This is a genomic window from Acinetobacter sp. 1124_18A, assembly GCF_052824995.1.
Genome location: NZ_VTDF01000005.1, coordinates 93,365 through 107,533 on the forward strand (window position 1 = coordinate 93,365; position 14,169 = coordinate 107,533).

At 37.4% G+C, this 14,169-nt stretch carries 13 protein-coding genes; 8 read left to right on the forward strand and 5 right to left on the reverse strand.

All coding sequences use genetic code 11. The features are described from left to right. Window positions 1-171 precede the first annotated feature (171 nt). The gene (locus FY048_RS11775) at window positions 172-792 is read left to right on the forward strand and encodes a TetR/AcrR family transcriptional regulator (protein ID WP_016138803.1); all 621 of its coding nucleotides are present in this window, start codon (window positions 172-174) and stop codon (window positions 790-792) included. 77 nt (window positions 793-869) lie between these two features. Here FY048_RS11775 and FY048_RS11780 read toward each other — a convergent pair whose 3' ends face one another. Then, the gene (locus FY048_RS11780; protein WP_446091254.1) at window positions 870-1,592 is read right to left on the reverse strand and encodes a pirin family protein; all 723 of its coding nucleotides are present in this window, start codon (window positions 1,590-1,592) and stop codon (window positions 870-872) included. A gap of 573 nt (window positions 1,593-2,165) precedes the next feature. Here FY048_RS11780 and FY048_RS11785 point away from each other — a divergent pair. From FY048_RS11785 to FY048_RS11795, 3 genes are all read left to right on the forward strand, one after another. Then, entirely contained in the window at window positions 2,166-2,393 is a 228-nt protein-coding gene (locus tag FY048_RS11785; protein WP_009387797.1) for a hypothetical protein, read from the forward strand. Window positions 2,394-2,713: 320 nt separating this feature from the next. Continuing rightward, window positions 2,714-4,033, forward strand: coding sequence for an NCS2 family permease (locus FY048_RS11790; RefSeq protein ID WP_446091255.1), 1,320 nt, complete (start codon window positions 2,714-2,716; stop codon window positions 4,031-4,033). A gap of 117 nt (window positions 4,034-4,150) precedes the next feature. Further along, the gene (locus FY048_RS11795; RefSeq protein WP_446091256.1) at window positions 4,151-5,149 is read left to right on the forward strand and encodes an adenosine deaminase; all 999 of its coding nucleotides are present in this window, start codon (window positions 4,151-4,153) and stop codon (window positions 5,147-5,149) included. A gap of 43 nt (window positions 5,150-5,192) precedes the next feature. On the opposite strand, the gene FY048_RS11800 is transcribed toward FY048_RS11795, so the two are convergent. Continuing rightward, the gene (locus tag FY048_RS11800) at window positions 5,193-5,750 is read right to left on the reverse strand and encodes a cytochrome b (RefSeq protein WP_446091257.1); all 558 of its coding nucleotides are present in this window, start codon (window positions 5,748-5,750) and stop codon (window positions 5,193-5,195) included. 237 nt (window positions 5,751-5,987) lie between these two features. Between FY048_RS11800 and FY048_RS11805 the strand changes: the two genes are divergently transcribed. Beyond that, the gene (locus tag FY048_RS11805; RefSeq protein ID WP_446091258.1) at window positions 5,988-6,377 is read left to right on the forward strand and encodes a hypothetical protein; all 390 of its coding nucleotides are present in this window, start codon (window positions 5,988-5,990) and stop codon (window positions 6,375-6,377) included. 70 nt (window positions 6,378-6,447) lie between these two features. Then, on the forward strand, window positions 6,448-7,014 hold the full coding sequence (gene rnhB / locus FY048_RS11810) for a ribonuclease HII (protein WP_004793774.1): 567 nt from the start codon (window positions 6,448-6,450) through the stop codon (window positions 7,012-7,014). Between the two features lie 67 nt (window positions 7,015-7,081). Here the strand turns inward: rnhB and csrA are convergent, their stop codons facing one another. From csrA to alaS, 3 genes are all read right to left on the reverse strand, one after another. After that, window positions 7,082-7,336, reverse strand: coding sequence for a carbon storage regulator CsrA (gene csrA, locus FY048_RS11815; protein ID WP_016138795.1), 255 nt, complete (start codon window positions 7,334-7,336; stop codon window positions 7,082-7,084). Between the two features lie 245 nt (window positions 7,337-7,581). Further along, entirely contained in the window at window positions 7,582-8,862 is a 1,281-nt protein-coding gene (locus FY048_RS11820; RefSeq protein ID WP_016138794.1) for an aspartate kinase, read from the reverse strand. 65 nt (window positions 8,863-8,927) lie between these two features. After that, window positions 8,928-11,564: an alanine--tRNA ligase gene (gene alaS, locus FY048_RS11825; RefSeq protein ID WP_446091392.1), complete on the reverse strand. Its 2,637-nt coding sequence runs from the start codon at window positions 11,562-11,564 to the stop codon at window positions 8,928-8,930. Between the two features lie 273 nt (window positions 11,565-11,837). On the opposite strand from alaS, the gene gap reads away from it, so the two are divergent. Both gap and FY048_RS11835 read left to right on the forward strand, forming a co-directional pair. Beyond that, a complete protein-coding gene (gene gap / locus FY048_RS11830; protein ID WP_446091259.1) occupies window positions 11,838-12,857 on the forward strand; it encodes a type I glyceraldehyde-3-phosphate dehydrogenase in 1,020 nt (339 codons plus the stop codon). 166 nt (window positions 12,858-13,023) lie between these two features. After that, window positions 13,024-14,112, forward strand: coding sequence for a hypothetical protein (locus tag FY048_RS11835; protein ID WP_446091260.1), 1,089 nt, complete (start codon window positions 13,024-13,026; stop codon window positions 14,110-14,112). Window positions 14,113-14,169 lie beyond the last annotated feature (57 nt).

Consider the following 14,169-nt stretch of genomic DNA (forward strand, 5'->3'; position numbering starts at 1 on the left):
GTTTTAACTAATGGGTAGTCACTTAAAACACATATTTACTCATAGCTGGGGGAATGTTTTTCTCATTTCTTTTCACTAAGTTTGACAACTATTCGGATTTTGTTTTTATATTTCTTCTTAGTCAGATTACATGCTAGTCTGACTTTATGTTCGGATTATTGATTAGATCGTATGACTACGCGAAAACCTCGTCAAACTCGAGCCAAGGTCACTGTTGATACTATTATTGAAGCTGGTTTTATTGGGGTGGCGCTGCATGGGCCCAGTGGAACTACGACACGCCATATTGCAGAAATTGCAGGAGTGAGTGTTGGGTCTTTATATGAATATTTTAAAAATAAAGAAGAAATTTATGATGCGATGAATCACTACTTTGTTCGGGAAATTCTGGACATGATTACAGAGCTTACGCCAACTATTTTGCAGTTGGAGTTAGAGCCTGTCATCGAAATGATTTTTTATACTTTTAGTGATTTATTAAAGAAAAATAACGACCGCTATTTGACTGTTCTACGTTATGCAGGCGAGTTGCAGTACGACAAATACATTCCAAAAATTGAACAGGCTTTAATGGAAGTGATCATGAAATATATGATGCATAATCCTAAATACCTAAAAATTAATAATCTGGCTGTAATTACCTATATTTGTATTAATAGTGGAATTTTTAATGTCGCGCGTCACCTGATCTTGCCAAATCCTTACATTAGTTTTGATGAGATGGTGCAGGGGTTAACTACCATGATTATGAGCTATATCAATACAGAGATAGCACGCTCAGAAGAACATTGAGCTGAGATAGAATTTTCCTATCCAAATAAACCATATAAAAAGCCCTCACATAAATTTTATGTGAGGGCTTAGCTGCATTATGGCATAGTTGGAACTTCTTCAGGACGCATATCGAAAATCAAAATTTCGGCATTATCACCATTGGTAAACGATAAGCTTCCACCATCACGAATACGTGCAGCATCACCAGTGTTAAAGGTTTTACCATTTACATCAACACGACCTTTAGCAACGTGTAGGTACACATATCGACCATCAGGAATCGCAAATTCAGCAGTTTCTTCACCATCAAACAGACCTGAGTAAATATTAATGTCTTGTTTGATAGATAAAGTTTTCTCACTACCTTTTGGTGAGATGATCAAATGCAATTTACCGCGTTTGTCTGCTTCATCAATATGAACTTGTTGATAGCCTGGATCTGTATTCACTTCATTTGGAACAACCCAAATTTGCAAGAAATGCACGCCTTCTTGAGCTGAATGGTTAAATTCACTATGAGCAACGCCACGACCTGCACTCATGAGCTGAATATCACCCGGCACAATCACAGAACCTGTACCCATTGAGTCTTTATGCTCTAATGCACCTTCAAGCACATAGGAAATAATTTCCATATTGTTGTGAGGGTGAGTACCAAAGCCTTTAGATGGGGCAACGTTATCATCATTAATTACAAGTAGATCAGAAAAACCGACTTGTTTAGGATCCCAATAATTAGCAAATGAAAAGCTATGTTTTGATTGTAACCAACCATGATGTGCTGCACCACGCTCGTGAGATAAACGCATATCAAACATGATGTATTCTCCTGATTTAATTTTTTCTCTGAGTGCAGTTTATCGTAGCGTTTGTCGCAATAAAGCACCGAAAATAGAAGGCTTGGTACGATTTATAGAACGATGAAGTGAATACTATTTATTAACTAAGGAAAAAGACTTTTTTAGTTAAAACTGAAATTTTACTTTTTAAGGCTAAAGAAGAAAGATAAGAAATGGCTAGATAGTCAAACACGGTTAAATAAAACAGTTGAAAGAAAAATGGATCTTTTTAGCCTATTTAATAGGTAAAAAATTGAGAGATATTTCAAGCAATATACACATTAGTCTACACCCTGTCTTTAAATGAACTTAATAATGAAAATGAATAAAAAGCTAATATTAAAAATAACTAAACATGAACTGTTTTGAAATAAAGTTACTTTTCAATGGAAATGTTTTGTATTTATCAATGATTTTAATGATAAATTTAAAATCACCTTTTTTATCAATAATTTGAGTAAGAGTGTATTATTGTAAATAAATGTGAAAATATTCACAAAGCTATAATTTTTTGTTAAGATCTTTAACATTAAAAACATAGAGATAATAATAATGATCAATAAAGTATTAATAGTGTTGTGTGTGGGTATCGTCTTTGTATTAGGGTATTGGGCTTATTTAGATACTCAAAATAAAAGACATCAAGAGCTAATGCAGATCATTCAAGAAGCAGAAAGAAACCTACAAAGTATCGAACGCAATCCAAATCATGCTCATCACAGCAATTTAGCTTCCTATAATATGCAAGAATATATCGGTGAGAAAAAAATTATTTTCTAAAAATATTGAATGATAAATTTCTAAATTTTCCTTTGTCATTGGTCATATCTTTTCATAAATTTTGATCACGTTTCTGTTGAATCTGTTAAACTTATTGAACGTATAGTAAAAAAGCTGCATAGGGGTTATGCAGCTTTTTTGTGTTTCAAGAGGGGCTGTGGCTATTTCCTATGTACGAACCAGAAACCAAATGAGTGGCATATTTGTTGCTTCTTTTATTTGAGATTCTTGTTTATAGGTCTGAACAGAAAAACAATATTGTTCAGTTATCTACATAGACGTAAATATTCCACAGTTCAGATTTTGCATAGAGGCTACTTATGGCGGCGCCCAATTCTTCGGTAGGCTGGTTAGAGCGTTTATTTAAGTTAAGCGACAATAAAACCACTTTCCGAACTGAAGTTCTTGCTGGTGTAACTACATTCCTAACGATGTGTTACATCATTATTGTCAATCCACTCATTTTATCTGAAACCGGCATGGATCATGGTGCCGTATTCGTTGCGACCTGTTTGGCAGCCGCAATCGGATGTTTAGTGATGGGGATCATTGCTAATTATCCAATCGCACTGGCCCCTGGTATGGGTTTAAACGCTTACTTTACCTACTCGGTTTGTATGGGGATGGGCGTGCCATGGCAAACAGCTTTAGCGGCTGTTTTTGTTTCAGGCCTTGTTTTTCTTGCAATTAGCTTCTTTAAAATTCGTGAAGCGATTGTCAATGCGATTCCGATGTCGCTTAAGTTTGCGATTGGTGGGGGGATTGGTTTATTCCTCGCGCTTATTGCTTTAAAAAACTCAGGTATTATTGTTGCCAATCAAGCGACATTAGTCGGTTTGGGTGATATCAAACAACCTACAGTACTATTAGCGCTATTCGGATTTTTAATGATTGTAGTTCTACATCAATTAAAGGTTCGCGGTGCAATCATTATTAGTATTTTAGTCGTTACAGGCATTGCTACTGCTTTAGGTCTAAACGAATTTAAAGGTGTAGTGGGTCAAATCCCTTCAATTGCACCAACCTTCATGCAAATGGACTTTAAAGGTCTATTTACAGCGGGTATGGTCGGCGTCATCTTCGTATTCTTTATTGTCGACTTGTTTGACAGTACAGGTACTTTGGTTGGTGTTTCACACCGTGCCGGTCTTTTAAAAGACGGTAAATTACCTCGTTTGAAGAAAGCATTATTCGCAGACTCTACTGCAATTGTTGCTGGTGCTGCATTAGGTACATCTTCAACTACGCCATATATTGAATCAGCTTCAGGTGTAGCAGCGGGTGGACGTACTGGTTTAACTGCTGTTGTGGTTGCCGTTTTATTTATCTGCTGTTTATTTTTAGCACCTCTTGCTCAATCTGTACCAGGTTTTGCAACAGCGCCAGCTTTATTGTTCATTGGTGTGTTGATGATTCAAGGTATCACTCATATCGATTGGGATGATATTACAGAAGCTGTTCCAGCATTTTTAACTATTGTATTTATGCCATTTACCTATTCAATTGCTGATGGTATTGCAATGGGTTTTATTAGCTATGCATTAGTTAAATTATTCACAGGTAAGGCAAAAACTGTACCGTATATGGTATGGATTATTGCTGCACTTTGGGTATTTAAATTTATCGCGTTTGGCGGTTAATATGATTTTTTATAGTTTTCTTCTTAAGCTATCTTAGTCATAGTTTCTAATAAGAAGAAAATTAATAGAAGGGTGTGATTTTGACCACACCCTTTTTTCTTTAGATGTGGAGTTAATATGAATCAAGTCGAGCTGATTCGCGCCTTACCAAAAGCCGAATTGCATGTGCATATTGAAGGGACTTTTGAACCTGAATTAATGTTTGCAATTGCCCAGCGCAATCAGATTCAGATTCCTTACAAATCTGTTGAAGAAGTAAAGCAAGCTTATAACTTTCATAATCTTCAATCATTTTTAGATATTTACTATGCTGGTGCAAATGTTCTTGTACATGAACAAGACTTTTATGATTTAGCGTGGGCTTATTTTGAGAAATGTGCCGAAGATCATGTCGTTCACACAGAAATGTTCTTCGACCCGCAAACCCACACTGACCGTGGTGTTGCATTCTCAACAGTGATTAGCGGTTTAAAGCGTGCGTGTGCAGATGCTAAAGCTAAGTTTGGTATCAGCTCTCAACTGATTATGTGTTTCTTACGTCATTTAAGTGAAGAAGCTGCATTTGAAACACTTGAGCAGGCTTTGCCGTTTAAGCAAGATATTATTGCTGTAGGGCTCGATTCAAGTGAAGTAGGTCATCCGCCAGCTAAATTTGAACGTGTTTTTGCTAAGGCACGTGAAGAGGGCTTCTTGATCGTTGCTCACGCTGGTGAAGAAGGTCCACCTGAATATGTATGGGAAGCTTTAGATCTACTCAAAGTGAACCGTATTGATCATGGTGTACGTTCTGAAGAAGACGAACAATTAATGGCGCGTTTAATTAACGAAAAAATGCCTTTAACCGTTTGTCCTTTAAGTAACTTAAAGCTATGTGTTGTTCAGGATATGAAAGATCATAATATCCGTCGTCTATTGCAAAAGGGCGTAAATGTGACTGTTAACTCAGATGACCCTTCATATTTCGGTGGATATATGAATGATAACTTCTTTGCAATTCAGCAAGCACTAGATCTAAGCAATGATGAATTGAAACAGCTAGCAGTGAACTCTTTTGAAGCTTCCTTCATTTCAGATGAAGAGAAACAAAAGTGGATTGCAGAAATCCAGAAAATCTAAATAAAAAAACCGCCTATCTCAGGCGGTTTTTTTATATGTACATTTACTTAGGTTGTTTGGTCATACTATTTAAAATATTGTCTTTATCAACAAAGTGGTGTTTTAAAGCTGCAAGCACATGCCCAACAATCAGCAAGCCAGCAAACCAAGAAATATAAACATGCAAAGGTTTAACAACAGCTAAAAGCTCTGGGTTATCTTGTACTAAACGCGGAATTTCAAATAAATATAAAACAGGGGCAGGGTGACCAGCGCTCCAGCTAAATAAACAACCAGTGACAGGTAGAGCCACCAAAATCACATAAAGTAATAGATGGCCAACATGTGCCAGAGTTTTCATCATTGGAGACATCGTATCTGGTAATTTTGGAGCTGGATGTGTATAGCGCCATAAAATCCGGATAATCACCAAAAAGATAATGGTGGTTGCAATATTTTTGTGCAACGTAATCACATCGCCTTTAAAGCTACCATCAACGTCATAACTTAAAAAATTTCCACTATAGAAGCCAATAGCCCATGCTGCGATGAAAATGATTGCCATCACCCAATGCAGGATTTGTGCGGTACGGGTGTAATACTGAGATGAAACAGCAGGCATAAAAAACCTATTTTTTTGTCGTTTTGATTTTCAATTTTATGGGAAAGCACTGATTTTGAGAAATGTTTTAAATGTAACAGAGCGTGCTAAAAACAGAACGGTTAAGGAAAAATGCATTTGATGAGTTGAGTTTTGCAAGGAAAAATAGATTGCATAAATGCATCAAATTATTTGTTTCTTCTAAAGTCGAGTTTAGGCACAATACGCGCTGCCAACGTTCAATCAAAGGAAAAAATGATGAAAAAATTGATGCTCGCTCTAGCGCCAGTTGTTTTAGCTTTAACAGCGTGTGCAACGACTACAGGTACGGGTACAGGCGCTACTTCTGCACAAACCACAACTCAACAGTTGGGTGTTGCTGCATTAAAAGTTGCTGTAAATGCGAAATGTATTACAGAGATTAATAATATTTCGGCTTGGAAGACAGCAACAAAGCTTATGACTGCTGAGCAACGTGACAGCATTCAAACTAATGTTTGTGGTTGTGTGAGCGAAAAGGCACCAAATAGCGTAACGGCAGTAGAATTGGCTGCGGCTGCATTTGATGTAAATGCACGTGCTACAATTGTAAACCAAGTAGTTTCAAAAACTGTAAATGAGTGTGTGGCAGAAGCTTTACAAAAGTAAGTAATGATTTTTGTATTAAAGAAGGCTGATTACTATTGATCAGCCTCTTTTGTTTAAAGGTGAAGAGTAAATGTTTATTGCTGGTGTAGATGAGGCGGGACGTGGCCCATTAGTAGGTTCCGTTGTGGCAGCGGCTGTTATTTTAGATCCGAATAATCCAATTGAGGGATTAAATGATTCTAAAAAATTAACTGAAAAGAAACGTGAAAAGTTGTTTATTGAAATACAAGAAAAAGCCTTAGCTTGGTCAATTGCAGAAGCAACGCACGCTGAAATTGATGAATTAAATATTTTACAAGCGACTTTTTTGGCCATGCAACGTGCAGTTGATGGTTTAAAAGCTCAACCACAAAAAGTAATTGTAGATGGTAATCAAATTCCAAAAGGAATCATTATTCCTTGTGAAGCGATTGTTGGGGGAGATGCAAGTCATCCAGAGATTAGTGCAGCGAGTATTTTGGCAAAGGTTACACGTGACCGACAAATGGCGGAATTAGATCAGCAATATCCATTATTTGGTTTTGCCAAACATAAAGGATATCCAACTAAAGCGCATTTTGAAGCCATTGCAGCGCATGGGGTAATCGATCAGCACCGCCGCAGCTATGCTCCTGTTAAACGTGCTCTAGGCCTATAAATACAAAACCCTAAAAAATTTAAAGCGACTAGAAAGTCGCTTTAATTAGGGAGAGAATAACTTCATATCAACGATTGAAGTTTTTCTGTGCATAATTTTCATCTTCAAAAGAAACTTGATAATCTTGATCAAGATTTTGAAGGTGTTCGTGCATTGCACGTTCATGTTGAATACGTTGATAAATTTCTTCGCGATGAACAGAAACCTCTTTTGGTGCATTCACACCAATACGAACTTGGTTTCCCTTGACGCCAAGCACAGTAACACTGACTTGATCCCCAATCATTAATGTTTCCCCGACACGGCGGGTCAGAATCAGCATGTTTATCTCCTTGCTAAACGCTTAAAACTGCAATATTGGTACCCAAATAAAAGCTCAACCTCAGTTTTCAGTCAGATTCTAACAGAAATATGAGAACAAAGTCATATTTTGATAATCACTGCCAAAAAACTTTCCGTTTAATATAACAGAGCCGCTATAAAAAAAACTATAGCGGCTCTGTGTTTTATTTGATTATTGTCGGACAAGTAAACATTTTTTAATGAATTATTGACCGTTTGGTAAAATTAAGCGCGGGCGCTGCTTTCACCATGTTCACGATCTAAACCAAAAGCGGTATGTAGACAACGAACAGCAAGTTCAAGATATTTCTCATCAATAATGACAGAAACTTTAATTTCAGAAGTTGAAATCATAAGAATGTTGATGCCTTCGTCAGCTAGGGCAGTGAACATTTTGCTCGCGACCCCTGCATGTGAACGCATACCTACACCTACGATAGACACTTTAACGATGTCATCGCGTGTTGAAACTTCACGTGCGCCAATATTTTTGGCAGTTTCATTTAAGATTTTTTCAGCTTTCGCTAAATCAACACGGTTTACAGTGAAAGTGAAATCTGTTGTGCCATCTTCTTCAACATTTTGCACTATCATGTCGACTTCGATATTGGCATCACTTACTGGTGATAAAATTTTAGAAGCAATACCTGGTTCATCAGGTACACCTAAAATCGTTAATTTTGCTTCGTCACGGTTAAAAGCAATACCTGCAATAATTGGCTGTTCCATAGTATCTTCCGCCTCAGTCGTAATGAGTGTACCTACATTTTCTTTAAATTCTTCGTCAAACACGCCGTCGTTATCATTATCAAAACTTGATAATACACGTAAAGGAACTTGATATTTTCCGGCAAATTCTACTGAGCGAATTTGTAAAACTTTTGAACCTAATGAAGCCATTTCTAGCATTTCTTCAAAAGAAATACGGTCGATTTTTTTGGCTTTAGGAGCAACACGCGGGTCAGTGGTGTAAACGCCATCTACATCAGTGTAAATTTGGCATTCATCTGCTTTTAGAGCAGCAGCAAGAGCAACACCAGAAGTATCTGAACCACCGCGGCCTAGCGTTGTGATATTTCCATTAGCGTCAAAGCCTTGGAAACCTGCAACAACAATAACACGGCCTGCATCTAGGTCATTGGTCATGACATCTGTATCAATAGACTCAATACGCGCCTTGGTAAATGCACTGTCAGTTTTAATACCGACTTGACGTCCGGTATAGGATTTAGCTTCCACACCAATCGAATTAAGTGCCATAGCTAACATGGAAATCGTCACCTGTTCACCGGTTGAAACCATTTGGTCTAACTCGCGTGGGTCAGGTGTTTCGGTAATGGCTTTAGCGAGAGCAAGTAAGCGGTTTGTTTCACCACTCATTGCAGATACGACCACAACAACCTTGTGACCGTGATCATGCCAACGCTTAACACGACGAGCAACATTTAAAATGCGCTCGGGAGTACCCATAGAAGTACCGCCATATTTTTGAACGATTAATGCCATAGTTTTTCCATATAAGCCATGACCCTGAGAGGCTTTTCAGGGTCAGTTACACAAAAAGTGAAGTCTTATTTTTGTTCAAGCCATGCAGGTAAAGCAGCAATAACTTGTCCAAACTTCTCGTTAAGTGGCGCGCCACCTTGTGCTAAGTCAGGTTTACCACCACCTTTACCACCTAGCTCAGTTGCTAGATGCTTGATGATGTCACCTGCTTTTAGATTTGCAGTGTATTGTGATGCAACTGAAGCAAGTAGGCTAACTTTGTCACCCTCTACACCAGCTAACACAATAACTGCATTCTCTAATTTTGATTTAACACTGTCGTGCAAGTTGCGAAGTGATTTCGCGTCTACACCTTGAACAGTGGTAATAAGCGTTTGACGACCAGAAATCGTTTGTACCTGATCAATCAATTCTGACGCTTGGAAGTTTGCCAATTTCTGATTGAGCTGTTCAATCTGCTTTTGTAATGCAGAAACAAGTTCTACATTAGCCTGTACACGCTCAACAGTTTGGTCTTTCTGTGCTTTTAATAAGCCATTAATGTGCTGGATATCTGAATCGGTTTTTTGTACTACATCTAAAGCTTTAGTACCTGTAACGGCTTCAATACGACGTACACCAGCAGCTACACCGCCTTCAGAAGTGATTTTAAATAAACCAATATCACCTGTACGCTTAACGTGAATACCACCACAAAGTTCAATCGAGAAGTTTTTCTCATCAATCACTGAACCCATAGCGAGAACACGAACTTCGTTACCGTATTTTTCACCGAACAACATCATGGCACCTTTGGCTTTTGCTGCTTCGATGTCAAGGAGTTCTGTTGTTACTGCGGTGTTTGCAATAATTTCTGCATTCACTAAACGCTCAACCTGTTGTAACTGTTCAAAAGTTACAGGTTGGTCGTTAGCAAAGTCAAAACGTAAGATATCACTTGCAACTAAAGAGCCTTTTTGTTGTACGTGTGAACCTAAGATTTGACGTAGAGCAGCATGTAATAGGTGAGTTGCTGAGTGGTTACGAGCTGTTGCATCACGGATATCCGCTTTAACAATCGCTTCAACGTTTTGATCGGCTTTAAGATTACCAACGGTCACAATACCTTGATGAACAAAGGCACCGCCTGACTTTTTAGTATCTTGAACTTCAAAAATACCAGTTTCGTTTTTGAAGATACCTGTGTCACCAATCTGACCACCACTTTCTGCATAGAAAGGCGTCTGGTTTAAAACGATAAGTGCTTCATCGCCTTCAGAAACTTCATCAACTTGTACGCCATCTTTGTAGATCGCTACAATTTGGCCTTGACCACTGGTGTTGATATAACCGTCAAACTGTGTTTCGCCTTCAACTTGTACAATGCTGTTATAGTCAATAGCAAATTTACCAGCATCGCGAGCACGTTGACGCTGAGCAGCCATTTCCACTTCAAAACCAGCTTCGTCAATAATAAAGTCACGTTCACGTGCAATATCAGCAGTTAAGTCTGTTGGGAAGCCATAAGTGTCGTAAAGCTTAAATACAGTCGTACCAGGAATAGTTTTATCTTTTAATTGAGCAAGTTCGCCTTCGAGTAGTTTTAAGCCTTGCTCAAGTGTTTTAGCAAACTGTTCTTCTTCACGAACTAAAGTTGCTTCAATCACATCTTTACGAGCTGCGAGCTCAGGATAAGCCTCACCCATAACTTCGATTAAAGGTTGCAACATTTTGTAGAAGAACGTACCAGTTGCACCAAGCTTATTACCGTGACGCACAGCGCGGCGGATAATACGGCGTAATACATAGCCACGGCCTTCATTGCTTGGATTTACACCATCAGCAATTAAGAAACAGCATGAACGCGCATGGTCTGCAACTACACGTAAAGAAGGCTGACCTTCGTCTTCGATACCAATAATGTTTGCAGCAGCTTTTAATAAGTGTTGGAACAAGTCAATGTCATAGTTTGAATTAACATGTTGCAATACAGCAGAAATACGCTCTAAGCCCATACCTGTATCAACAGATGGAGCAGGGAGTGGGTGAAGCACGCCATCAGCAGTACGGTTAAACTGCATGAAAACGTTATTCCAGATTTCAATGAAACGGTCGCCATCTTCTTCAGGAGAGCCTGGTAAACCACCCCAAATGTGATCGCCATGGTCAAAGAAAATTTCAGAACATGGACCACATGGACCTGTGTCACCCATTGCCCAGAAGTTATCAGATGCGTATTTTTCGCCTTTATTGTCACCAATACGGATAATACGTTCAGGCGCTAAACCAATTTCTTTATTCCAGATGTCATAAGCTTCATCATCGGTGTGATAAACGGTCGCATATAAACGGTCTTTAGGGAGAGCTAGCCATTCATCGCTAGTCAAAAATTCCCAAGCGAATTTAAGTGCATCACGTTTGAAATAATCACCAAATGAGAAATTACCTAACATTTCAAAGAATGTATGGTGACGAGCAGTATAACCAACATTGTCTAAATCATTGTGTTTACCACCAGCACGTACACATTTTTGTGATGAAGTTGCACGTACATAGTCACGTTTTTCAAGACCTAAAAAGCAGTCTTTAAACTGGTTCATCCCAGCATTTGTGAATAATAAAGTTGGGTCGTTGGCAGGAACAAGAGAACTCGACGCGACACGTGTATGCCCTTGCGTCTCAAAGTAGCGCAAAAATGCTTCACGAATTTCAGCAGATGTCATTAAACGAGTACTCACAACCAAGTCACTCCATATTTTCGAATTTGGCTAAATGTATCATCAATGCTCGTTTGTTTTATGCCAAACCTTAGCATGTGATACGGGGCTTATTTTTTAAAAACGCTAAATTGTAGCGGAAAAACCCCACCGAACCAACGATTTTAAAAGGAATATCTTACAAAACTGTGATTTGGCTAAAAATCTATATTCAACTGGGCGTGACGTGCTTTACTATATGCCTTCTTTAGCCTGTAGTTTTGTAGATAAGGATAGGTCATGCAACGTATCGCCATTAATGGGTTTGGTCGAATTGGACGTAATGTTTTACGTGCCTGGTTTGAGAGCCCAAAACAATTTCAATTTGAAATCGTGGCGATTAACGATATAGCAGATGTACAAACATTAGTGCATTTATTTAAATATGACTCAACACATGGCCGTTTCAACGGAAATGTGGAAATATTTATTGAAAATGAAAAAGTTTTTTTGAATATTCAGTCAAATCAACGAACGCTAAAAGTTGAGGTTTTAAAGCAGAAACAACCCGAACTTTTACCATGGACTAGTTTAGATATTGATGTGGTGCTTGAGTGTACAGGACTGTTTCGTTCTCATGCTGATGCAACGCGTCATCTACAAGCAGGGGCGAAGCGGGTTATTATTGGGGCAGCGCCTTTTGACCATGTTGATGCAGCCATTGTTTATGGTGTGAACCATCATGAAGTCAAAGTAACAGATCAGATCATATCAAGCGTTTCATGTACTACACAGGCTTTGGTTCCATTGGTAAAAATCATTGATGATGCTTTTGGTATTGAAACTGCGCTTATGACCGAAATTCATGCAGTAACAGCAGATCAATCTGTACTGGATCACGCACATCGTGATTTGCGCCGTGCTAGAGCATCTGGACAAAATATTATCCCGACCACTTCTAGTGCACTCGGTGCATTAAAACGTGTTATGCCTAAAATGGAAGACCGTATAGACGGTTATTCAATTCGAGTACCTACTATTAATGTAGCTGCAATTGATTTAACTTTTATCGCGCAATCTCCAATTACTGTGCATCATATTAATGAATTGCTAATTAAAGCATCTCAAACAGACTATGCAGAAATTATGGCAGTAACAGATGAGCCATTAGTTTCCAGTGATTTTAACCATTCTCCGTATTCTCTTATTGTTGATTTAACTCAGACTATGGTCGTTGGGCATCAAGCTAAAGTATTTGCTTGGTATGATAATGAATGGGGCTATGCAAATCGATTATTAGATTTGTGCGATTCTTTCTGAAAGTGAATTTAAATTATTTAAGGATGTTGAATAAACATCCTTTTTATAATTATTAATTTGAAGTATAAAAATTTAAAAATAATGAAAATTATAAATATTAGTGTTGTGTAAAATTATATCTATCTGTATGATTCACAAACATTAAAATTTTAATTATAGAGTTCATATGAAATTTAACTCAAAAAAAATAAGTGGTTTTTTAGTTTTTACATCTACTATTATTTTAACTGCTTGTGGTGGTGAAAGTTCAGATCAAAATACCAATGGTCAAGCTGATAGTAATTTAGAAAAAGAAGATAAAATTTACCAAGTTTATTATCAGCCTGCGAATTTTTCTTCAGAGGTCTATAGTGATTTTTTTGAAATTACTCAATATTCAATTAAGAATAATGAAATATTTTTTTCAAAATCTCACAACCAACCTTTAGAAAAAGAAATTTTTACCGAAGAAAAGATTCTAAATAAAGGCACACTACAAACAAATATTGTAAAAAGGTTAACTCCTAGTAGTTGGACTTATGAGCTAACTCCTGATCTAAAACAAAATTTAAACTTTGAAATTGTGAAGCTGGATGGTGAAAATATCTTTGATCGTGTATTACCAGGCTATCGAGAGAATATAAATTTTAATGTCGATCAGAATGGTTACCCTAATCAAAATTTAATTAAATTCTATCAAAATTATAATAGTGCGACATTTCCTAAAAATAGTTATTGTTATCGTTTAAAAGAGACTCAATGGAACCAGCCATATATTAATTACATCTCTACTTTTGCTAACCGTAGTTTTATCCAAGAACGCGAAAAAATAATTAAAGACTATGAGGGCGTAAATTTCTTTGACAATAAAGCTGATTATCACTTAGAAAGTGGCAAATGGCATGGGTTTGACTGGATATTCTTGCTAAGTAATAAAAATATTATTAATACTTTTGGCTTAGTAGGGAATAGCCAGAATCAGACAGCTAATGCTGTGTTGGTGCAATCTGCATTATGGAATGTAGATCAAAGCTTAGAATATGAACGTAACTGGCTGAAAAAGTTTGAAGAAAGCTCTTCAGATAATCCTATCAAAGAAAAGCTAATTTTTAATCAGAAATTAGATATTGCAAATCTTGAAAAAGGTTGCTTTGCTTTTAATACTCAAGCAGTTCAAGCTATTCAAAAGCTAAATTTGGTTAACTGGAAACAAGGTGATAGTTCAGTTATTGGCCCTTTCTTTGGTCGAAGAACTTTTATCTATGATATAAACTAAGCAGAGTAAGATATTGAATATTATTATTAATTGTTTAAATCTTCTTTTTGACTTTAG